The 22991-nt window shown below is 65.6% G+C and carries 16 protein-coding genes; 6 read left to right on the top strand and 10 right to left on the bottom strand.

The window, feature by feature from the left end; genetic code table 11:
• Nucleotides 1–26: 26 nt before the first annotated feature.
• From AAFG16_RS45710 to AAFG16_RS45700, 3 genes are all read left to right on the top strand, one after another.
• Nucleotides 27–1643: an acyl-CoA carboxylase subunit beta gene (locus tag AAFG16_RS45710; protein ID WP_342735815.1), complete on the top strand. Its 1617-nt coding sequence runs from the start codon at nucleotides 27–29 to the stop codon at nucleotides 1641–1643.
• Nucleotides 1640–3613, top strand: coding sequence for an acetyl-CoA carboxylase biotin carboxylase subunit (locus AAFG16_RS45705; protein WP_342735813.1), 1974 nt, complete (start codon nucleotides 1640–1642; stop codon nucleotides 3611–3613). Before AAFG16_RS45710 ends, AAFG16_RS45705 begins: the two co-directional genes overlap by 4 nt.
• Nucleotides 3614–3742: 129 nt before the next feature.
• On the top strand, nucleotides 3743–4684 hold the full coding sequence (locus AAFG16_RS45700) for a hypothetical protein (RefSeq protein ID WP_342735811.1): 942 nt from the start codon (nucleotides 3743–3745) through the stop codon (nucleotides 4682–4684).
• Here the strand turns inward: AAFG16_RS45700 and AAFG16_RS45695 are convergent.
• The 6 genes from AAFG16_RS45695 to AAFG16_RS45670 form a co-directional block, all read right to left on the bottom strand.
• A complete protein-coding gene (locus AAFG16_RS45695; protein ID WP_342735809.1) occupies nucleotides 4656–5642 on the bottom strand; it encodes a dipeptide ABC transporter ATP-binding protein in 987 nt (328 codons plus the stop codon). The genes AAFG16_RS45700 and AAFG16_RS45695 overlap by 29 nt on opposite strands.
• On the bottom strand, nucleotides 5639–6646 hold the full coding sequence (locus tag AAFG16_RS45690) for an ABC transporter ATP-binding protein (protein ID WP_342735807.1): 1008 nt from the start codon (nucleotides 6644–6646) through the stop codon (nucleotides 5639–5641). Before AAFG16_RS45690 ends, AAFG16_RS45695 begins: the two co-directional genes overlap by 4 nt.
• Nucleotides 6646–7539 (bottom strand): ABC transporter permease, encoded by an 894-nt coding sequence (locus AAFG16_RS45685; RefSeq protein ID WP_342735805.1) that lies wholly within the window; start codon nucleotides 7537–7539, stop codon nucleotides 6646–6648. The genes AAFG16_RS45690 and AAFG16_RS45685 overlap by 1 nt, the downstream gene beginning before the upstream one ends.
• 9 nt (nucleotides 7540–7548) lie before the next feature.
• Entirely contained in the window at nucleotides 7549–8496 is a 948-nt protein-coding gene (locus AAFG16_RS45680) for an ABC transporter permease (RefSeq protein WP_283082700.1), read from the bottom strand.
• 36 nt (nucleotides 8497–8532) lie between these two features.
• A complete protein-coding gene (locus tag AAFG16_RS45675) occupies nucleotides 8533–10131 on the bottom strand; it encodes an ABC transporter substrate-binding protein (RefSeq protein WP_342735802.1) in 1599 nt (532 codons plus the stop codon).
• 299 nt (nucleotides 10132–10430) lie between these two features.
• The gene (locus AAFG16_RS45670; RefSeq protein ID WP_342735800.1) at nucleotides 10431–11585 is read right to left on the bottom strand and encodes an iron-containing alcohol dehydrogenase; all 1155 of its coding nucleotides are present in this window, start codon (nucleotides 11583–11585) and stop codon (nucleotides 10431–10433) included.
• Between the two features lie 419 nt (nucleotides 11586–12004).
• Here AAFG16_RS45670 and AAFG16_RS45665 point away from each other — a divergent pair, with 419 nt between their 5' ends.
• From AAFG16_RS45665 to AAFG16_RS45655, 3 genes are all read left to right on the top strand, one after another.
• Complete coding sequence (locus tag AAFG16_RS45665; RefSeq protein ID WP_283082696.1) at nucleotides 12005–13210, top strand: efflux RND transporter periplasmic adaptor subunit; 1206 nt, start codon at nucleotides 12005–12007, stop codon at nucleotides 13208–13210.
• On the top strand, nucleotides 13207–16374 hold the full coding sequence (locus AAFG16_RS45660) for a multidrug efflux RND transporter permease subunit (protein WP_283082695.1): 3168 nt from the start codon (nucleotides 13207–13209) through the stop codon (nucleotides 16372–16374). Before AAFG16_RS45665 ends, AAFG16_RS45660 begins: the two co-directional genes overlap by 4 nt.
• A 291-nt stretch (nucleotides 16375–16665) precedes the next feature.
• On the top strand, nucleotides 16666–17859 hold the full coding sequence (locus tag AAFG16_RS45655) for an ABC transporter substrate-binding protein (protein ID WP_283082694.1): 1194 nt from the start codon (nucleotides 16666–16668) through the stop codon (nucleotides 17857–17859).
• A gap of 236 nt (nucleotides 17860–18095) precedes the next feature.
• On the opposite strand, the gene AAFG16_RS45650 is transcribed toward AAFG16_RS45655, so the two are convergent.
• From AAFG16_RS45650 to AAFG16_RS45635, 4 genes are all read right to left on the bottom strand, one after another.
• A complete protein-coding gene (locus AAFG16_RS45650; protein ID WP_283082693.1) occupies nucleotides 18096–18482 on the bottom strand; it encodes an MAPEG family protein in 387 nt (128 codons plus the stop codon).
• Nucleotides 18483–18672: 190 nt separating this feature from the next.
• Nucleotides 18673–19755 carry a lipocalin-like domain-containing protein gene (locus tag AAFG16_RS45645; RefSeq protein WP_342735796.1) on the bottom strand — a complete coding sequence of 361 codons (1083 nt, stop codon included), beginning with the start codon at nucleotides 19753–19755 and terminating at the stop codon, nucleotides 18673–18675.
• Nucleotides 19745–22207, bottom strand: a complete 2463-nt coding sequence (locus AAFG16_RS45640) for an ABC transporter permease (RefSeq protein WP_342735794.1) — start codon at nucleotides 22205–22207, stop codon at nucleotides 19745–19747. The genes AAFG16_RS45645 and AAFG16_RS45640 overlap by 11 nt, the downstream gene beginning before the upstream one ends.
• Entirely contained in the window at nucleotides 22204–22857 is a 654-nt protein-coding gene (locus AAFG16_RS45635) for an ABC transporter ATP-binding protein (protein WP_342735792.1), read from the bottom strand. The genes AAFG16_RS45640 and AAFG16_RS45635 overlap by 4 nt, the downstream gene beginning before the upstream one ends.
• Nucleotides 22858–22991 lie beyond the last annotated feature (134 nt).

The raw sequence follows: 22991 nt of genomic DNA, 5'->3' as shown, positions 1-22991 counted from the left end.
CTCGCAATGACGAGTAGGATCAAGTCATGTCCATTCTCGAAAACACCATTTCCCGCGGCAGCGCCGCCTACCACGCCAATCGCGACGGTATGCTCGCGCTGATCGATCGCATGCGCGCGCTGGAAGAGCGCACGCGTGCCGCGTCCGCCGCGGCAAAGGACCGCTTCCACAAGCGTGGTCAGCTTCTGCCGCGTGAGCGCGTTGCACTTGTGCTCGATCCCGGTGCGCCCTTCATCGAGCTCTCGACGCTCGCCGGCTACATGTTCGACGTGCCGGATGCGGCCAAGAGCGTGCCGGGCGGCGGCGTGATCGCCGGCATCGGCTTCGTCTCCGGCATCCGCTGCATGGTCAGCGCCAGTGATTCCGGCATCGATGCCGGCGCGCTCCAGCCCTACGGCCTCGACAAGACGCTGCGGGTGCAGGAGCTCGCGCTGGAGAACAAGCTGCCTTATGTCCAGCTCGTCGAAAGTGCCGGCGCCAATCTGCTGCGCTACCGCGTCGAGGACTTTGTCCGCGGCGGCAACATCTTTCGCAATCTCGCGCGCCTCTCGGCGGCGGGGTTGCCTGTCGTCACCGTCACGCACGGCTCGTCCACCGCGGGTGGCGCCTATCAGACAGGGTTGTCCGATTACATCGTCATGGTCCGCGGCCGCACGCGGGCCTTCCTCGCGGGCCCACCGCTGCTGAAGGCTGCAACCGGCGAGATCGCCACGGAAGAGGAGCTCGGCGGTGCCGAGATGCACACGCAAATCTCCGGCCTTGGCGACTATCTCGCCGAGGATGATCGCGACGCGCTGCGCATCGCGCGCGAGATCATGGCGGCGCTGGAATGGGAGCGGCCGGCTCGCGCGTCGCCGGAATTCAAGCCGCCACGCTACGACCAGGACGAGCTCCTCGGCATCATGCCGATGGACCACAAGCGCCCGGTCGACATGAAGCAGGTGATCGCGCGCATCATCGACGATTCCGATTTCACCGAGATGGCGCCGAACTATGGCCCGGCCACCGTCTGCGGCCATGCCCGCATCGAGGGCCAGGCGATCGGCATCATCACCAATAACGGCCCGCTCGACCCCGCCGGCGCCAACAAGGCGACGCATTTCATCCAGGCCTGCTGCCAGACCCGCACGCCGATCCTCTATCTCAACAACACCACCGGCTACATGGTCGGCAAGGCCTACGAAGAAGCCGGCATGATCAAGCACGGCTCGAAGATGATCCAGGCGGTGACGTCGGCGACGGTGCCGCAGATCACCATCTATTGCGGCGCCTCGTTCGGCGCCGGCAATTACGGCATGTGCGGGCGCGGCTTCCATCCGCGCTTCTGCTTCTCCTGGCCCAACGCCAAGACCGCCGTGATGGGCGGCGAGCAGGCCGCCGAGACCATGGCGATCGTGACCGAGGCTGCTGCTGCCCGCCGCGGCAAGCCGATCGAGAAGGACAAGCTGGACGCCATGAAGGCGCAGATCGTCGGCGTGTTCGACGGCCAGATGGACGTGTTCTCGACCAGTGCCCGCGTGCTCGACGATGGCGTGATCGATCAGCGCGATACCCGCGCGGTGCTATCCGAGGTGCTCGCGATCTGCCGCGAGGGCAACGCACGCTCACCCCAGCGCATGCAATTCTCGGTGGCCCGCCCATGAGGAACGGATCAGTGCACCACCGGCCGTTCTTCAAGGTTTTGGTCGCCAATCGCGGCGAGATCGCATTGCGTGTCATGCGCAGCGCGCGACAGCTCGGCCTTGGTGTCGTTGCGGTCTATTCGGATGCCGATCGCGATGCGCTTCATGTCAAGCAGGCCGATCAGGCTGTGCGGATCGGCGAAGCGCTGCCCGCGCAATCCTATCTCAACATCCCCGCGATCATCGCGGCCGCCAAGGCGAGCGGCGCGGATGCCGTTCACCCCGGCTATGGCTTCCTCGCTGAGAATGAAGACTTCGCGCAAGCCTGCAAGGATGCCGGCCTCATCTTCATCGGTCCGTCGCCGCAGGCGATCCAGGCGATGGGTAACAAGGCCGGTGCCAAGGAAATCATGAAGAAGGCTGGCGTGCCCTGCGTTCCCGGCTATCAGGGCGCTGAGCAGGACGACGAGGTCATGCTCGCGGAAGCCGGGAAGATCGGCTTCCCCGTGATGATCAAGGCCGTCGCCGGTGGCGGTGGTCGCGGCATGCGGCTCGTCACCGACGCTGCCTGCTTTCCCGAGGCGCTCCGCAGTGCGCGGTCGGAAGCGAAGGCGGCGTTCGGCGATCCCACTGTTATCCTCGAACGCGCCATCCAGAATCCGCGCCACATCGAGATCCAGGTGTTCGGCGATAGCCACGGCAACGCCATCCACCTCGGCGAGCGCGACTGCTCGGTGCAGCGGCGCCACCAGAAGCTGATCGAGGAGGCGCCGTCGCCCGCGGTGACGCCGGAGCTGCGCGCGAAAATGGGCGAGGTCGCGGTCGCTGCCGTGAAGGCGCTGCGCTACGAGGGTGCCGGCACGCTGGAATTCCTGCTCGATGCGAGCGGCGAGTTCTACTTCATGGAGATGAATACCCGTCTCCAGGTCGAGCATCCCGTGACCGAGGCTATCACCGGGCTCGACCTCGTCGAGCTGCAGTTGCGCGTCGCGCGCGGCGAGGCGCTGCCGGTGAAGCAGCAGGACATCCGCTTCACAGGCCACGCCATCGAGGTGCGGCTGTGCTCGGAAGATGCCGCGCACGACTTCATGCCGCAGTCCGGCCGCATGGCGCGCTGGCAGGTGCCTGAGGGCATCCGGGTCGAGCACGCGCTGCAATCGGGCTCCGAGATTCCGCCGTTCTACGATTCCATGATCGCCAAGGTGATCAGCCACGGCGCGACCCGCGAGGAGGCGAGGGGGCGGCTCATCGTCGGGCTGGAGCAGCTCACCGCCTTTGGCGTGACCACCAATCAGCCATTCCTGATGTCGTGCCTGCGTCACCCCGGCTTTGCCAGGGGCGAGGCGACCACGGCGTTCATTGGCACGCACCGCGACGAGCTGCTGGCACCGCGCGCAAGCGCCGCATTCGATGCGGCGCTGGCGGGCCTGCTGCTCTACGTCACCAATCCGCGCGCGCCGTCATGGCAGGGCGGCCGAAGCCTCGCGGCAACATTCCCGCTGCCGGCAAAAATCGAGATCGCCGGCCAGACGCACGAGCACGAAATCACCCGCGAGCGCGATGGCAGCTACATTGTCGCCACCGACAGACGGAAGGATACTTTCGAGATCGACCAGCTCGATCCCGATGCCATCCGCTTCCGCCATGATGGCGTGATGGACAGCGCAAAGTTCCTGCGCGATGGCGATCGGCTGTACGTTCAGCATCGCGGCATTCCGCTGGCGGTGAATGATCTCACGCTCGCCGCGCCAAAGGCTGCCGCAAGCAACGGCGGCGACGGCAAGGTCCGCGCCGCCATGAACGGCCGCGTCGTCGCCGTGCTGGTCAAGCCGGGCGACCGCGTCATCGCCGGCCAGCCGGTGATGACGCTGGAAGCGATGAAGATGGAGCACGTCCACAAGGCCGGCATCGACGGCGTGGTCGCCGCGATCGATGTCGCCGAGGGCGAGCAGGTGACCACGGGCAGGATCGTGGTGGAGATCGGGGCGTAGTCGGCGCCGCGAGCGCCGCGATCGTAGGGTGGGCAAAGGCGCAAAGCGCCGTGCCCACCCATAGCCGGTGATTTTGTGCGGGATCGTGGGCACGCTTCGCTTTGCCCACCCTACGGCACCTCCTCGGTCGTGAACCCGGAAAATCCAAATAATTTCAAAGGCATTACAGCTCGCGAAGCTTTGCGCACAATCTCATTGAACGTTGTTCATTTTTGGGCTATCAATAATGAACTTCGTTCAATTCGTCTGGAGCCACGCATGTTGCGCGCAAATGACCCCGTCCAAGCGATCGATGCGATATTCCCCTCAGTGCGCCCCCGTTTCGCAGTCGGCGCCCCGCACTTCCGCGAGAAATGCCTGCTCGCCGCGCTTTTCGTCCTGACCCTGGCGGCGCTCTTCGCGCCCGCGCTGCACGCCTCCGCCTGGCCAATCCCGCATTACGTCGACACCCGCTTCTGGCTGGGCGTGCCCAACGCCGGCGACGTGCTGAGCAATCTCACCTTCGTGGCGATGGGCGTCTGGGGCCTGATGTTGCAGCGCGCCCGCAATGATGCGCCCGTGGGGACAGGCTGCTTCTTCGTGGGTTTGATCCTCACCTGCATCGGGTCGAGCATCTATCATCTCGATCCCGACGCGCCGCAGCGGCTCGTGGCCGATCGTCTCGGCATGGCGGTGGCGTTCGCCGGCTTTCTCGGCATCGCGGCCAGCGAACGCGTCAGCAGGCGCGCCGGTCTGGCGATGGTGGTGCTGATGATGTTTGCGGGCCCGCTCGCGGCCTGGGTGGCACGCGAGAATCTCACGCCATGGGCGGTCGTGCAGTTCGGCGGCATGGCGCTGGCGGTGGGGTTGGCGCTGACGAAGCCGCGGGATGGAGCGCTTGGCGTGCCACTCGGCGGCGTGATTGTCTTCTACGTGCTGGCCAAGCTTTTCGAACTCGGCGATGCGACCATCTTCGAAGCGACGGGGCACATCGTCTCGGGTCATACGCTCAAGCATCTCGCGGCGGCGCTCGCGGCATGGCCGGTGATCCGGGCGTTGGGACCTACTGGCTCCGTCCCGTCCCGTCGTTGAGCAAGCATGCCACCTGATGCCCGTCGCCCGCATCCACCAGCGCCGGCCGCTCCATCTTGCACTGCTCCATCGCGAACCGGCAGCGGGTGTGAAACGCGCAGCCGGAGGGCGGATTGACCGGGCTCGGCACATCGCCATCGACCAGCGGCGCCAGCTTCTTCGCCAGCGGGTTGGCGATCGGCACCGAGGCGAGCAGGGCCTGTGTGTAGGGATGCCTGGGATTGCGGAACAGCTCGTCCTTGCCGGCGATCTCGACGATGCGGCCAAGATACATCACGGCGACGCGGTGGCTGATATGGGCGACCACGGCGAGGTCGTGCGCGATGAAGAGATAGGAGAAGCCATGCTGGCGCTGCAGGTCGATCAGGAGGTTGATCACCTGCGCCTGGATCGAGACGTCGAGCGCGGACACCGGCTCGTCGCAGACGATCAGGCGCGGCTCCAGCGCGAGCGCCCGCGCGATGCAGATGCGCTGGCGCTGGCCGCCCGAAAATTGATGCGGGAAGTTGCGCATCTGGTCCGGCCGCAGGCCCACCTGCTCGAACAGTTTTGCGACGCGCGCTTCCAACTCCTTGCCGCTCGCGAGGCCATGCACGGCGAGCGGCTCGCCGACGATGTCGCCCGCGGTCATGCGCGGATTGAGCGAGGCGAACGGGTCCTGAAACACGATCTGCATCGAGCGGCGGTGCGGGCGCAGCGCGGTTTTGGACAGATGCGTGATGTCCTCGCCGTCGAGGCGGATCTGGCCCGAAGTCGGCTCGACCAGCCGCAGCACGCTGCGCGCCACCGTCGACTTGCCGCAGCCGGATTCGCCGACGAGGCCGAGCGTCTCGCCGGCCCCAAGTGAGAACGAGACGCCGTCGACCGAGTGCACGGTGCCCACCTGCCGGCGCAGCACGCCGGCGCGCACCGGATAATATTTCTTGAGGTCGGTGACTTCGAGCAGAGCCTGGGTCATGCCACCTCCGCAACTTCAGCCGCGCGCCAGCATGCCGCGAGATGGCCGCCGCCCCAATCCGCCAGCGGCGGGTATTCTGCCTCGCAGCGCTTGATCGCGAGCTTGCAGCGCGGCGCGAAGGCGCAGCCTTTCGGCAGCCGCACCAGCGACGGCACGGTGCCGGGGATTTCATTGAGCCGCGCCTGCGCAGGCACGCCGGAGGCGGGCACAGCCGGGATCGAGGCCATCAGCCCGCGCGTGTAGGGATGCTTCGGCGCGGCGAACAGCGCCTCGACGCTGGCTTCCTCGACCTTCCGCCCCGCATACATCACGATGACGCGCTGCGCGGTCTGCGCGACCACGCCGAGGTCGTGCGTGATCAGCACGAGCCCGGTGCCGAGCTCCTTCTGGAGATCGAGGATCAGCGCCAAAATCTGTGCCTGGATGGTGACGTCGAGCGCAGTCGTCGGCTCGTCCGCGATCAGCAGTGCCGGCCGGCACGCCAGTGCCATAGCGATCATCGCGCGCTGGCGCATGCCGCCGGAGAGCTGGTGCGGATACTCCTTCGCACGTCGTGCCGGCTCGGGAATGCGCACCAGCCGCAGCATATCAACGGCGATGTTTTGCGCCTCCTTCGACGAGATGTTCCGGTGCAGCCGCACGGCCTCGACGATCTGGTCGCCGATCCGCATCACCGGGTTGAGCGAGGTCATCGGCTCCTGGAAGATCATGGAGATGCGATTTCCCCGGATAGCGCGCATTTGCGCCTCGTCCAGCGCCAGCAGATCGGTGCCTTCGAGCGTCACAGATCCGCCAACGATGCGTCCGGGCGGATCGGGCACCAGCCGCATCAGTGACAGCGCAGTGACGCTCTTGCCGCAACCGGATTCGCCGACGATCGCCAGCGTCTCGCCACGCTTCACGGTGAAGGAGACGTCGTCGACGGCCTTGAACAGGCCGGAGTTCGTGAAGAACACCGTCTTCAGGTTCTTCACATCGAGCACGAGGTCGGATTCTTGCGTCATCAGCCGCGCTGCCGGGGATCGAGGATGTCGCGCAGGGCGTCACCGAACAAATTGGCGCCGAACACGGCGAGGCTGATGGCGATGCCGGGGAAGATCACCAGCCACGGCGCGGTGCGGACATATTCGGCGGCCGACTCCGAGAGCATGCGGCCCCAGGACGGATAAGGCTCGGGAATGCCGAGGCCAAGAAAGGAGAGTGAAGCCTCGGTGAGGATGGTCGAGCCGAGTTGTGCGGTGGCGAGCACGATCAGCGGCGCCAGCGTGTTCGGCAGCACGTGCCGCAGTGCGATGCGGACCTCGCTCATGCCGATCGACTTGGCGGCCTCGACGAAAGGCTGCTCGCGCAGCGCCAGTGTGTTGGCGCGGATGACGCGCGACACGGTCGGGATCAGCGGGATCGCGATGGCGATGATGACGTTCGGCAGGGACGGGCCGAGCGCCGCCGTCATGATCAAGGCGAGCACCAGCAGCGGCAGCGCCTGGAGGACGTCGGAGACGCGCTGGAGCACGAGGTCGACCCAGCCGGAGAGATAGCCGGAGGTGAGGCCGACGATGACACCGATGGTGCCGCCGAGCGCGGTCGAACCGATGCCGACCGCGAGCGAGATCCGCGCGCCGTGGATGATGCGGCTGAACACGTCGCGGCCGAACGAATCCGTGCCCATCCAGTGCGCCCAGCTCGGGCGTGCCAGCGCGCGCGCGGCGTCGACCGTGAGGGGGTCGTAGCGCGCAATGAAATCGGCGAAGACGGCTGTCAGCACGAACACCGTCATGATGACGAGCCCGGCCGCGCCCAGCACGTGTCGCTGCGCCATGAACAACACGCGCCGCCAACCGCCGGTCGCATGCGCCCCGGCGCGTCTCAGTTCAACGTCAAAGTCGATCGCGGCCAAGCAGCTCTCCTAATCCGTGTATCTGATCCGCGGATCGAACACCGCGTAGAGCATGTCGACGGTGAAGTTCGCGAACACGACGACGACAGCGATGAACATCACGAGGTTCTGCACGATCGGATAATCGCGCCAGCGGATCGCCTCGACCAGGAAGCGTGCGACGCCGGGGATGTTGAACACGGTCTCGGTGACGATGAGGCCGCCGATCAGGAATGCCGCCTCGATGCCGATCACGGTGATGACGGGCAGGATCGCGTTCTTCAGCGCGTGGTGATAGTTCACAGCGGCATCGGATGCGCCCTTGGCGCGCGCGGTGCGGATGTAGTCCTGCCGCAGCACCTCCAGCATCGAGGACCGCGTGATGCGCATGGTCAGCGCCGCGCTGCGGAAGCCGACAGCGGCGGCCGGCACGGCGTAGGTCGCGAACGCCTCGAGCCAGGTCTGCGGATTCGGATTGAAGATCGGCATCTGACCGAACATCGCCACCGACGCGGTGAGGATGAGCAGGCCGAGCCAGAACGAGGGCAGCGACAGGCCGCTGAGGCTGACGACGCGCAAGGCATAATCGAGCCGCGTGCCCTGCTTCACCGCGCTGATGACGCCGAGCGGGATGCCGATCGATGCCGAGAACAGCAGCGCAAGGCCCGCGAGCCGGGCGGTGATCGGAATCCGCGGTAAGATCTCCTGCAGCGCCGGCTTCTCCGAGACGTAGGAGTAACCGAAATCGCCGCGCAGGAAACCGCTGATCCAGTGCCAGTACTGCACGACCAGCGGCTGGTCGATGCCGAGCTCCTTCTCCAGATTGGCCTTGTCGGCGGGATCGACGTAGCCGGCGGCGGCGAACAGGATGTCGACGATATTGCCGGGCACGATGCGCAGCAGGAAGAAGATGACGACCGAGATCCCGAACAGGGTCACGAGCATCAGGAACAGGCGCCGCACCAGATAGGCAAACATGCATCGCCTCCTGTCGAACCCGTCACCCGCCCGCTGCTACTTGTTCATCCACACGTCCTCGTAGCGGTATCCATTATAGGAGCTGTTCGACATCACGGTCACGCCCTTGACATAGGGCTTCCAGCAGGTGCCGGTGCGCGCGTGGAAGATGATCGGGCGGGCGACGTCCTCCTGCAACTTCTTGTCGATCTCCCACACCAGCTTCTTGCGTTTGGCGATATCGGTCTCCTGCGACTGCACGTCGAACAGCTTCTCGATCTCCTTGTTGCAGTAGTTGGTGTAGTTGCGCTCCGAGCCGCAGGAATAGTTTTCATAGAAGGACTGGTCGGGATCGTCGACCGCATTGCCGGTAAGGTTCAGGCCCAGCATGTAGTCCTTGCGCGCGACTTTCGGGAACCAGTTCGCGGTTTCGACCACGTCGAGCTCGCCGTCGATATAGATGCTCTTGAGCTGGTCGATCAGGATCACCGCGGGATCGCGGTAGACCGGGATGTTGCGGGTCGAGATCTTCACCGCAAGATGCTTGTCCGGTCCGTAACCGGCCTTCTGCATCAGCTTCTTGGCCTGCTCGCGGTTGGCGTTCACGTCGGGGCCGTAGCCCGGAATGCTCTCCAGCATCTCCTTCGGCATCGCCCAGAGTCCGGCCGGCGCTGGTTCCATGGTCCCGCCGATATCGCCCTGACCCTCGAACATGATGTTGATGAAGGCCTTGCGGTCGAGCGTCAGCGCCATCGCCTTGCGGATGTCGGCATTGTCGAACGGCGCCGCGGTCGAGTTGACGATGATGTTGGTGGCGACGTTGTTGGGCTCGACCACGCAGACTGCGCTCGGATCCTGCGATTTCACGTCCTTCAAGAGCGGAATGCTCACCTCGGTCGGGAAGGTCATGTCGAACTTGCCGGCGACGAAGGCAAGGATCGCGGTCGAGCGGTTCGGGATGATGGTGAACTCGATGCCGTCGAGATAGGGGCGGCCCTTGCGCCAATAGTCGGTGTTGCGGGTCAGCTTGATCGACTCGTTGGCCTTGAACTCGACGAACTTGAACGGGCCGGTCCCGATCGGATGCGTGCGCATGTCGCCGGGCGAGACGTGGCAGGGATAGACCGGCGTGTAGCCCGAAGCGAGCAGCGCCAGCAGCGACGGCTGCGGCCGCTTCAGGTTGAAGGAGACTTCGAAATCGCCATTGGTCGAGACGTCATTGACCTGCTCGTACCAGGTCTTGCGTGGGTTCTGCCGGAACTTCTGCTGTGACTTGCCCATCAGCATGTCGAAGGTGCATTTGACGTCGGCGGACGTGAACGGCTTGCCGTCGTGCCACTTCACGCCCTGGCGCAGCTTGAAGGTCAGGGTCTTGTTGTCGTTCACCCACGCCCAGCTCTCGGCGAGCTCCGGGACGATGTTGTCCATCCTGTTCTGGGCTTCGTCCTGCTTGTAGATGACGAGGTTGTTGAAGACGGGCATGAAGGGAACATTGAGCGAATAGGTCGCGCCTTCATGGATCGAGGCATTGCCGGGGCTGTCGCGGTGATACATCCGCAGGATTCCGCCCTGCTTGGGCTCGCCGGCGAGCGTGGCGGTTGAGGCCGTCAGCACAGACAGCGCCGCCATTGCGGCGAGCGCCCACACGCTCCGCATTCTCATCCTCCCTGGACATCAGTTCTTTTGGGCCTTTGCGGCCTGTTTGTCGGACGATAGCGACGCGGGCAGGGGGAGGCAACCGGTAAGGCCGCATGTCGCCTCGACAATTCGGATGACGGAAGGCCGCAGGGTTTCACACTTTCACATTGAGAGTGCAGGTGCGAAGAGGTGGTTCCTGTGTGGAGGTTGCGTGATGCTGGATCAGCAAACTCGGTCGTCATCGCGGGGCGCGACGAAGTCGCGAGCCCGGGACCCATAACCCCAGGGAGAAGTCGACGCGCGAACTGCGGCTTGGATCATGCGGCGAGAAGCAGGATTTCTCTGATATCGGCGGGGCCGTCGATCCTGCGCGGGTTGCGCGGAATCCAGTTGGTGCGCATCGCCTGCTCGGCGATCGCGCCAAAATGCTCCGGCGTGATCCGCATCTCGGCGAGGCTGCGCGGCATGCCGAGCGAGCGGATGAAGGCATCTAACACGTCGGCGGCGTTGTGGCCGGGAAAGCCCATCGCGGCGGCGATGATCATCTGGCGCTCGGCATTGTCGCGTGCGTTCCAGCGCATCACCGCCGGCAGCATGATGCAGGAGGTGTAGCCGTGCGGCACGTCGAACGCCGCGCCCAGCACGTAGCCGATGCCGTGGCTCGCGCCCATCGGAACCCCGGCCGCCAGCGCGCCCATCGACAGCCACGTGCCGATCTGCGCATCCATCCGCGCGTCGAGATCGGCAGGGTCGGCCTTTACCCGCGGCAGCGCGTCGGCGAGCATGGCAAGGCCCTTGACGGATTGCGCGTCGGCATAGGGATGCGTCTCGCGCGAGCAGATCGCCTCGACGCAATGATCGAGGGCGCGGATGCCGGTCGAGAGGAACAGCCATTCCGGCGTGTGCACGGTGATGGCGGGATCGAGGATGGTCGCGCGCGGCACGGTGAGCGGATGCCGCAGCATCTGCTTCACATGCGCGGCACGGTCGGTCACGCCGGCGATGGAGCTGAACTCTCCGCCGGCGATTGTAGTCGGCACGCTGACCTGGCGCACGCTCGGCGCGGTCATCTCCGGCGCGACGCCCTTGTGCACGCGGATGCGCTCGATGCCCTCGATCGTGTCGATGCCATTGGCGAGGCAGAGCTGCACCGCCTTGGCGCCGTCGGTGATCGAGCCGCCGCCGACGGTGACGATCAGATCGGCGCCCACCCCGCGCGCCGCGTTTGTGGCCGCGATGACGGCCTCGCGCGGCGTGTGTGCCGGCATGGCGTCGAACAGGCCGGCGCAGCGCGCGCCGAGCGCGTCCTTGATTTTGGTGATCTCGTCGGTCTGTCGGTTGAGCGTGCCTGAGACCATCAGGAAGGCACGGCGCGTTCCCAGCCGGTCCATCTGCGCGACGATGGCGCTCGCCGCCGGATGGCCGAACACGACCTCCTCGATCGCGCCGTAAACGACACGTCCCTGGTGCACGCCTGTCCTCCCCGGACAATTCGTCTTGTTTTTGTAGGAGGAGTCTAGCCGAGCGCCCGCCGCCCGTCATGTGCGAAAACGCTGGCCGCTTCTTCTCCCTCTCCCCGCCTGCGGGGAGAGGGTTGGGGTGAGGGGGGCTCTCCGCGAGGGAGGTGAGAGCTCGGCTCGCGGAGATTCCTCCTCACCCGGATCGCATCTTGCGATGCGCTCCGGCCTCTCCCCGCACGCGGGGAAAGGCGAAGAAGGCGCCGCGTGCGCGGCCGACCCACTCCCTGTCAATCCGCCATCCGGTCAGGCCATGCGTTGCACCATTGCACGCGCATTGGTCTTGAAGTGTTCATCATTGCCGCCCATCTTGTGTCGCCCGCGAGCAGGCGCGTACCCTGCTTTTTCCGCGGCTTTTGATGCGAGGACCTGGGATGACTGGACCGGACGGAAGCGAGCAACTTGTCAAAAAGCACGATTTCGTTCAGATGCGGCATTACACAATCGCGGGCCTCCTCGCCGCTTCCTTCGCTCTCGCTGGTTGCGGGCAGCCGACTTCGCAGGCCGCCGCGCCGCCGCCCGCGCCGGTGACCGTGGCCCAGCCGGTCAAGCGCACCGTCACCGATTGGGACGAGTTCACCGGCCGCTTCGAGGCGATCGAGGAGGTGCAGGTGCGCCCGCGCGTCGGCGGCTTCGTCAACTCGGTCGAATTCCAGGACGGCGCCATCGTGCACCAGGGCGATCTGCTCTACGTGATCGACCCGCGTCCGTTCGAGGCGGTGGCTGAGCAGGCTGACGGCCAGCTGTCCGATGCGCGCGCCAAGGTGGAGCTGGCCAAGCGCGAGCTCGACCGCGGTCTGAATCTGGTCCAGACCAGCGCGGTCTCCGAGCAGGTCGTCGACCAGCGCCGCCAAGCCCTGCAGGCCGCGCACGCGGCGGAGACGCAGGCGGCGGGCGCGCTGAAGGCCGCCCGGCTCAACATCGAGTTCACGCATGTGACCGCGCCGCTCACCGGTCGCGTCAGCCGCCACCTCGTCAGCCCCGGCAATCTCGTGCAGGGCAGCGACACCGGCACCTCGACGCTGCTCACCTCGATCGTTGCGCTCGACCCGATCTACGTCTATTTCGACATGGATGAAGCGACCTTCATCAAATACAGCAAGCTGTGGTTCGAGGGTAAGCGCCCGAGCTCGCGCGAGACCGCGAACCCCGTGCAGGTGACGCTCGCCGGCGAGACCAAGCCGTCGCACGACGGTTCCATCAACTTCCTCGACAACCGCCTCGATGTCTCCACCGGCACGCTGCGCAGCCGCGCCGTGGTCAAGAACACCGATCTGTCGATCCTGCCCGGCCAGTTCGGTCGCGTTCGCCTGATCGGCAGCGCGCCCTATGAGGCGCTGCTGATTCCGGACGCTGCGGTCGCGACCGACCAGTCCCGCAAGATCGTGTTCGTGGTCAAGCCTGACGACACCGTCGAGGCGCGCGCTGTGGTGCTCGGTCCGCTCGACGAGGGCCTGCGCGTGATCCGAGAAGGGCTGAAGCCCGATGATCGCGTCATCGTCAACGGCATCCAGCGCGCCCGCGTCGGCGCCAAGGTCGCCCCGCAGACTGCTCAAGCGCCGGCCGGTGGCAAGTCATGAATCTTGGCCGTCTCTCCATCAACCAGCCCATCCTCGCGATGGTGCTGTCGATCGTGCTGCTGATCGTCGGCGCGATCGCCTACACCACGCTGCCGGTCTCCGAATATCCGCAAGTGGTGCCGCCGACCGTCGTCGTCACCACGCAATATCCCGGCGCCTCCGCGCAGACCGTGTCCGACACGGTCGCCGCTCCCATCGAGCAGGAGATCAACGGCGTCGAGGACATGCTGTATCTCTACAGCCAGGCGACCTCGAACGGCCAGCTCACCATCACCGTCACCTTCAAGCTCGGCACCGATCTCGACAAGGCCCAGGTGCTGGTACAGAACCGCGTCGCGATCGCGCAGCCGCGGCTGCCTGAAGAGGTCCAGCGCAACGGTGTCACCACGCGCAAGAACTCGCCCGACATCCTGATGGTCGTGTTCATGCTGTCGCCGGACGACACGTTCGACCAGCTCTACATCTCCAACTACGCGCTGCTCCAGGTCCGCGACCAGCTGCTGCGCCTCGACGGCGTCGGCGACATCCAGATCTTTGGCGCGCGCGACTACTCAATGAGGTTGTGGCTTGATCCCGACCGCATCGCCAATCTCGGCCTGACCTCGACCGAGGTGATCGCGGCGATCCGCGCGCAGAACATCCAGATCGCGGGCGGCCAGATCGCCGAGCCGCCGATCACCGACCGCGCTTTCCAGCCGAACCTCACCTTCACGGGACGCCTGAAGGACCCGAGGCAGTTCGAGGACATCCTGATCAAGGCCGGCTCGGATGGCCGCGTCGTGCGTCTGCGCGACGTCGCCCGCATCGAGCTGGGTGCGCTGGCCTACAGCACCAACAGCTTCCTCTTGCGGAAATCGGCGGTCGGCATGCTGGTGACCCAGCGGCCCGGATCGAACGCGCTTGCGACCGCCAAGGGTATCTCCGACACCATGACGAAGCTCAAGGAGAGCTTCCCCAGGGGTCTCGACTACAATATCGGCTATAACCCGACCGAGTTCATTGCGCAGTCCGTCCACGAGCTGATCAAGACCATCTACGAGGCCATGCTGCTCGTGGTCGTCGTCGTGCTGGTGTTTCTGCAGGGCTGGCGGCCTGCGATCATTCCGATCATCGCGATTCCCGTTTCGCTGGTCGGCACCTTCGCGGTGATGGCGGCGCTCGGCTTCTCCATCAACAACCTCACCCTGTTCGGCCTGGTGCTCGCGGTCGGCATCGTGGTCGACGACGCCATCGTGGTGGTCGAGAACGTCGAGCGGCATCTCGAGCACGGCTTGAGCCGGCGCGATGCCGCGCTGAAAACCATGGAGGAGGTCGGTGGCGCACTGGTCTCGATCGCATTGGTGCTCTGCGCGGTGTTCGTCCCGACCGCGTTCCTGGGCGGAATTTCCGGTCAATTCTTCCAGCAATTCGCCGTCACCATCGCGGTCGCGACCGCGATCTCCTGCTTCTGCTCGCTGACGCTGTCGCCGGCGCTTGCCTCGCTGATCCTCACTCCGCACGAGGAGAAGCGACCGCCTGCCGCCTGGAACGTCATCGCGCGCGGATGGAATGCCTTCACTGGCGTCTTCAATCGCCTGTTCGACCGGCTCTCGCACGGCTATGCCGGCCTCGCCAATTTCGTGATCCGGCACTCCGTGGTGATGCTGCTGATCTATGTCGTGCTGATCGGCAGCGCCGGCTGGCTGATCGGAACGACGCCGCAGGGCTTTATTCCCGCCCAGGACCGCGGTTACATCATCGTCTCCGTGCAGTTGCCGGGCGCGGCGTCGCTGGCGCGCACGACCGAGATCGTGCGCGAGATCGAGCGGATCGCGCTCGACACGCCGGGCATCATTCGCGTCGCCGCCTTCGCCGGCTTCTCGGGTGCAACGCGCACGCAGCAGGGCAACGCGGCCGCGCTGTTTCCGGTGTTTGACGAGCCCGAGGCGCGGCTGAAGAAGGGGCTGACGGCGAGCGCCATCACGGCCGAGCTGCGCAAGCGGCTCGCCGCGCTCCAGGGCGCGTTCATCATCGTCATTCCGCCGCCGGCCGTGCCCGGCATCGGCACCGGCGGCGGCTTCACCATCCGCATCCAGGACCGCCAGGGCCGCGGGCCGGAGCTGCTCGCCGCAGCCACTGACGAGCTTGTCGCCGCGGCGCGCAAATCGCCGTTGCTGCTCGGCCCCACGGTGTTCTCGCCGTTCACGGCGAATACGCCGCAGCTCTTCGTCGACATCGACCGCACCAAGGCGCAGAAGCTCGGCGTTCCCATCTCGAACATCAACGACACGATCCAGACCTATTTCGGATCGACCTATGTCAACGACTTCAACCTGTTCGGCCGCACCTATCACGTCACGGCGCAGGCGGACTTCCCGTTCCGGAAGGAAGCCAGCGATCTCGCGCGGCTGCGCACGCGCAACGCCTCCGGCGACATGGTGATGCTCGGCAGCGTGGTCGAGTTCAAGGACGTCTCGGGCCCTGACCGCGTCGCGCGCTACAATCTCTATGCGGCCTCCGAACTGCAGGGCGAGCCGGCGCCGGGCGTCAGCTCGACCACCGCGCTCAACACCATCAAGAAGCTCGCCGACGACACGCTGCCGAGCGGCTTCTCCTTCGAATGGACCGACCTGTCCTATCAGCAGATCACCGGCGGCAATGCCGGCCTCTACGTGTTCCCGATCTGCGTGCTGTTCGTCTATCTCGTGCTCGCCGCGCAATATGGCAGCTGGACGCTTCCATTCGCGGTGATCCTGATCGTGCCGATGTGCCTGCTAGCTGCCACCATCGGCGTGCGCATCATGGGACAGGACGTCAACATCCTCACCCAGATCGGCTTCGTGGTGCTGGTAGGCTTAGCTGCAAAGAACGCGATCCTGATCGTCGAGTTCGCGCGCGACATCGAGAACGAAGGCAAGCCGCGGCTGGAGGCGGTGATCGAGGCCTGCCGCCTGCGTTTGCGGCCGATCCTGATGACGTCCTTCGCCTTCATTCTCGGCGTCCTGCCGCTGGTGATCTCGTCCGGCTCCGGCTCGGAGATGCGACAGGCGGTCGGCGTCGCCGTGTTCTTCGGCATGATCGGCGTCACCCTGTTCGGGCTTCTGTTCACGCCGATCTTCTACGTGGTGGTGCGGAACCTGGCCGAAGGGCGGCGCGACAAGAAGCCGGAGGTGGCGGCTTCTTAAGTGCGAGTGGCGGCCACCGGCGTCCCCTCACCCTCGCTGTCGTCCTCGCGAAAGCGGGGACCCATACCCCCAGGGAGAAGTGGTGGCGCGAAGGGGGTAACCACGAGCCTTCGTCAAACCACGCCCTGTGGTTATGGGTCCCGGATCTTCGCTTCGCTCGTCCGGGACGACAGCGATTGTTTGGCGCACAGCTGCCCATACTAACGACCAACATGAAATGGATGGGCAGGGCCGGGGTTCTTCACTACTATCCGCGCGATTTCAAAACAGAACACTGCTGGGAGCTAACTCATGAAATCATCCCTTTTGGCCGCCGTCGCAATGTCGGCCCTGCTGCTGGCGGCGCCGGCCTCCGCGCAAGGCGTCAAGATCGGCATTCTCAACGATCAGTCCGGCGTCTATGCCGATTACGGCGGCAAATGGTCGGTCGAAGCCGCCAAGATGGCGATCGAGGATTTTGGCGGCGAGGTGCTGGGCCAGAAGATCGAGCTCGTCACCGCCGACCACCAGAACAAGCCTGACCTTGCGACCTCGATCGCGCGGCGCTGGTACGATGTCGAGAATGTCGACATGATCACGGAGCTGACGACCTCCTCGGTCGCGCTCGCGATCCACGAGCTTTCCAAGGAAAAGAAGAAGGTCGACATCGTCGTCGGCGCCGCGACCTCGCGCCTCACCGGCGATGCCTGCCAGCCCTACGGCTTCCACTGGGCCTATGACACCCGCGCGCTCGGCGTCGGCACCGGCGGTGCGCTGACCAAGGCCGGCGGCGACACCTGGTTCTTCCTCACTGCGGACTACGCCTTCGGCTATGCGCTGGAGAAGGACACCAGCGAGATCGTCACCGCCAATGGCGGCAAGGTGGTCGGCTCGGTGCGCGTGCCGCTCAACTCCTCAGACTTCTCGTCGTTCCTGCTGCAGGCGCAGAGCTCGAAGGCGAAGATCGTCGGCCTCGCCAATGCCGGCCTCGACACCACCAATTCGATCAAGCAGGCATCCGAGTTCGGCATCGTCTCGGGCGGCCAGAAGCTCGCCGGCCTGTTGATGACGCTCGCCGAGGTGAACGGCCTCGGCCTCCAGGCCGCGCAAGGCCTGGTGCTGACCGAGGGCTATTACTGGGATCTCAACGACAAGACCCGCAATCTCGGCGAACGCTTCCTCAAGCGCACCGGCCGAATGCCGAGCATGATCCACGCTGGTACCTATTCGGCGACGCTGAGCTATCTCAAGGCGGTCAAGGCCGCCGGCACCAAGGACCCGGAGGCCGTTTCCAAGAAGCTGAAGGAGCTGCCGGTCAACGACGATTTCGCGCAAGGCGGCAAGGTGCTCGAGAACGGTCGCATGGTCCACGACATGTATCTGTTCGAGGTCAAGAAGCCCTCGGAATCGAAGAAGCCTTGGGACTATTACAAGCTGCTCGCCACCGTCCCCGGCGACAAGGCGTTCTTCACCGCCAAGGACAGCGGCTGTCCGCTGACGAAGTGAGCCAACGCTCGCGCTACACCCTCGGTGTCGTCCCCGCCTAGTGCGCAATTGCGCACGGGAGCGGGGACCCATAACCCCAGGCAGAAGTGTGGCGCGAGATGCCCACTCCGAGTCTTCGCAAAACAACTCCCTGTGGGTATCGCGACGAGCGCAGCGCTCGCGCGGGGGTCCCGGATCGGCGCTCCGCTTCGCTGCGCTTGTCCGGGACGACGGCGGAATTTATGGCGCAGCCCGCTTCACACCATCCGCAACACCACCGCGCCCAGCGCGCCCGCCCACAGCGCGATCGCGGCCAGCGCCTGGATCGCGAAACCCGGGCCGCGTTTTGCGGCGGCCTGCGAATAGCCGATGAAATAGACGATACGGCCGATGATCCACACCGCACCGATTCCTGCCGCAATGGCATCGCCGATATAGATCGCGAACAGCCAGAGCGCCGGCAGGAAGACCGGCATCCATTCCAGCGTGTTCATCTGGATGCGGAAGGCGCGCTCGAAATCCGGATGGCCCGACATCGCCGGCACCTTGACGCCGGTTTTTGTGCGCGAGCGCGAGACGTTGATGCAGGTGAAGAGATAGAATGCGATCGCCAGCAGCGTGACGAGGGCGGTGAGATGATACATCGCGAATTTCCCCAGAGCGTTTTCCAGCGAAGTGGATACCGGTTCGCGTAAAGAAAACGCGTCAAATCTAGAGCATGATCCGGAAAAGTGTGCAGCGGTTTTCCGAAAGATCATGCTCGAACAACAACCTAAAGCGCGATGACGATTCGTCCCAATCTCATCACGCTTTAGAATCCAGGCAGATCGCGCTTCAATATCCGGTCAGCTCGAGATAGCCAACGCCGTCATGCGTGCCGGCAAAGCTGAGCGGTCCCTCCCAATAGGAGAAGCCGGTCCGCATCCATGCCCTGGGATTGAGCGGCTTGCAGAGGATCGAGAACGAGCGCGAGGGGATCGCGATCTGCCATTCCACCGGCAGCTTGCGGCCCGCGACTTCAGTGATTGCCTTCGGTGTCATCTGGATATCACCACCCGCAATCATCTGTGTGTCGCCGGCAGCATTGATCCAGTTGCCGAACGGATAATCCTTGCCGTCTTTCTGGCGCAGCCGGTACAGCATCAGCTTGTCGCCGGATGACAGATGCAGCGACAGCCAGTCCCACCCGGTCTGGTCAGCATCGAGCGGCTGGCTGCTCCATTCGCGGTCCATCCAGGCCTGGCCCGAGACGTCGACCGGCCTGTCGTCGATGGTGAGCGTGCCGCGCGCACGATAGAACGGCTGGCTGTAATAGTACGAGGCCTGTCCGCGCTCGGACTTGCGGCTGTAGCCGTGATCGCCCTGCAGCACCACCGGACGATCGGCCTCCAGCGTCAGCGCGTAGCTGAAGTCGGTGCCCGAGGCCTTCAGCGAGAGCGGCGCCAAGGTGCGATCGTCGGTCTTTTCAAGACCTTTCATCTCCCAGTCATCGATCCAGGCTGCAAACGGTTTTGCATCGACACCGGCCTGCCCGATTCCGCCGCGCGAGAAGACCTCGCTGAAGCGGTGCGTGTCCGCACGCGTCACCGCGGCATGCGCCATCCAGATCTGCTGATTGGCCCAGCCTTCGCCCTGCGGACCCGGCTGCGCGGCCTGGCGAAACAGCGTCCATTGCAACCCGCAGGCCGCGCCGCTGCTGTCGACGAGATTCGCCGTGAGATACCACCACTCGATACGAAACTCCGGATGCGGCCCGTGATCGGCGGGGAAAGCAAAGGCCTTTCCCGGCGTGACCTTGGCATAACCGTCGGCGGTCTCGCCGAGCCCGGCATAGCCTTGCGCGCTGGCGCGGCGCGCCAGCGCGAGCGCGGCGATGCCGCCGGCAAAGGCGCGCCGAGAGATCCGATCAGCGCTCATTGGCAAACACCTTGACGAGGCTCGCCGGCTGCATCCGCGCCAGTCGCAGCATCGGCAGCAGCGCAGCAAGCAGTGAGGCCAGCAGCGCCACCGCGACCAGCTCGACCAGTTGCAGCGGAAACACATGGAACGGCAGCCGCCAGCCGAACGCCTTCACGTTGACGATCGCGATCAGGCACCACGCCACCAGCAGCCCGAGCGGTACGGCCAACAGCGAGGTGAACAGTGCGACCGACAGCGTCTTGGTCAATTCGATCGCGGCAAGGCGCGGCCGGGTGATGCCGATCGCCCACAGCGGCGCGAGCTGCGGCAGACGTGAATTCGCCAGCGTCAGCAGGCTGGTCAAGAGCGCAATGCCGGCCACGCCGAGCGTGAAAGCGTTCAGCGCCGACGTCACCGCAAAGGTGCGATTGAAGATGCGGATCGATTCCGCCTTCACCGTCGCCTGGTCGGCGACGCTGCGGTCGTCGAGCGCGAACTGCTTCTGCAAGGCCGCGATCAGGCCGGCAATATTGTCCTTCGCGACGATCAGGCCGATCCGGGTCTGCGGCGTCTGCGGAAAATGCCGGATCAGCGCCGCGACATTCACCGCGAGCTGGCCCTTGGGATTGCCGTAATCGGCATAGATGCCGACGATGTCGAGCTCCCAGGTGCCGCCCGGCGCCGGCACCTCGATGACGTCGCCGACGCGGACGTTGAGGCGGCGGCTCAATTGCTCGCTGATGAAGGCGGCGTTGCCCGGCACGAGCTGGGTCCAGGCGCGCGGCGCGGTCTCCAGCAGCGGCCAGCGCTCGCGATAGAGCGCATGGTCGGGTAGGCCGAACAATTCAACCGGCTGGCCCTGCACCTGCGTCTCGGCGCGTCCGCCCGACAGGATCGCCTGCACATCGCTGCGCTCCCTCAGCCAGTTGCGGATCGCAACGCCTTGGGCGTTGTCGGCGGCGCTGATGTAGACGTCGGCGGCGAGCCGCCCGTTGAGCCAGCCGATGAAGGTGCGGCTGAAGGTTTCCACCATGGTGGAAACGCCGACATTGACGGCGAGCGCGAGCAGCAACGCCATCAGCGCCAGCGACAGTCCCGAGAGTTGCTGCCGGCTATCGGCCCAGAACCACAGCGACAGCGGTCCGCGCGACCAGCGCTGGCCGATGAGCAGGATGATTTCGAGGAAGGCCGGCAGGATCAGTGCGGCGCCGAGCATCAGTGCTGCCAGCACGCCGAATCCCGCAATCAGCGACACGCCGTAATGGAGCAGCAGCAGCGCGACGGCGAACACGGCGCAGGCGGCAAGGCTCTGCAGCACCAGCCAGCGCCGCTGCCGTTGCTGCCAGGCGCGCGGCTGCGCCGTCGCCAGCACCGGCATCCTGATCGCCTTGATCAGGCTGGTCGCCGCCGCCACCAGCGCGCCCGCAATGCTGATGCCGATCCCGGCGAACCACCATTCGGGCCGCAATGCGAGTTGCCCCGGGATCTGCGCCCCATAGAGTCCGCGCAGCGATGCCGCCACATCCGGCAGCAGCGCCGCCGCGATGAAATAGCCGCAGACGAGCCCGATCAGCCCCGCGACCAGCGCCAGCGCCACCAGCTCGATCACCAGCACCGTGTTGACCAGCCGCGCCGAGGCGCCGCAGGCCCGTAAGGTGCGCAGCATCGGCAGCCGCTGCTCGAAGGCAAGGCCCACGGCCGAATTGACGATGAAGAGGCCGACGAAGAACGACAGCAGGCCGAAGGCGGTGAGGTTGAGATGGAAACTGTCGGTGAGGCGCTCGAGCTCGGTCTCCGCATTCGGCTCGATGCGTTGCAGCTGATCGCCGACGACGTCTTGCAGCGGCGCCGGCTTGCCCTTCGGCTTGCCGATGAGGAGCCGCGAGACCTGGTCCGGCTTGTTGAGGAGTCGCTGCGCCACGCCGATGTCGACCACCAGCACGTCGGGCACGAGCTGCGGCAGCACGCGCAGCGGCGGCAGCTTTGCGCCGCTGCTGATCGGCGGCGCCGCGCCCTCCTGCTCCTGCAAATCGTTCAGCGTCTCCCGCGCCGCCAGCGTCTGGCCGGGCGGGGCAACGAAGCTGCTCAAATCCGAGGCACCAAGGCGCGGCGCATTGCCGACATCGGCCGGCATCGTCACCGGCTCGATGCCGAGCAGCCGCACCGAGCGTCCGTTGACCTGCACGCGTCCTTCCAGCACCGGCGAGACCGGCCATCCGGCGCGGCGGAGCTTGACGAACAGGTCTTGCGAAAACGTCGCCGCATTCGGCGCCACCAGCATGGCGGTGCGCACGCCGCCGAAGGTCGCCGCGGCGCGGTCGTAGGCGTTGCGGGCCTGCTGGTTGATCGCCTGCACGCCGCTCCACAACGCCGTCGCCGCGATCAGCCCGATCAGGAGCGTTGCGAACTGCATCTTGTGACGCCGCCAATGGCTCAGCAGCACGGCGAGGATCCACAGCGCGCGCTTCATGCGATCCGTCCCGCATGCAGGGTGACGTGGCGATCGAGCGTGCCGGCGAGGTGCAGGCTGTGCGTCACCATCAGGAAGCCGCAGCCGGTGCGCGCGACGAGGTCGCGCGTCAGCGCCAGCACGTCGTCGGCGGTGTCTTCGTCCAAATTGCCGGTCGGCTCGTCCGCGAGCAGCAGCGAGGGCTTTGTCGCGAGCGCCCGGCCGATCGCGACCCGCTGCTGCTGGCCGCCTGATAGTTGCTCTGGATAACGCCTGAGGAAATTGCCGAGCCCGAGCCGCTCGACCAGCTCCTTGGTCCAGGCCGCATCCTGCCGGCCGGCGATCCGTGCCTGGAAGGCGAGATTGTCCGCGACCGAGAGAGACGGGATCAGGTTGAATTGCTGGAACACGAGGCCAATGCGGTCGCGCCGCAGCTCTGCGCGCCCGGCGTCGGAGAGCTTGGTGACTTCGGTATCCTGCAGCCGGATCGAGCCGCTGTCGGCGGCATCGAGGCCGGCGATCAGGTGCAGCAGCGTGCTCTTGCCGCTGCCGGATTCGCCGGTGAGCGCCACGCGCTCGCCGGCCTTAAGGTCGAGATCGACGCCGCGCAGCACGTGAACCGGCTCGCCGGCCGAGGCGAAGGTCTTGGAGAGATTTCGGATCGTCAGCACGATGAATGGCGCCGGGCGGAATTAACGGAAATGTTGCGTAGCACACTTGGTGGGGAAATGCCGGGGTTGCGTTGCTCCCGAAGCCGTTGTTAGCTTCGTGAAGGCCAAATCAAAAAAGTGCCAAAACACAGACG

The organism is Bradyrhizobium sp. B117 (assembly GCF_038969555.1).
GTDB lineage: Bacteria > Pseudomonadota > Alphaproteobacteria > Rhizobiales > Xanthobacteraceae > Bradyrhizobium.
The sequence above is the reverse complement of the archived record's forward strand: the minus strand, read 5'-3'. Positions and strand labels throughout refer to the sequence as shown.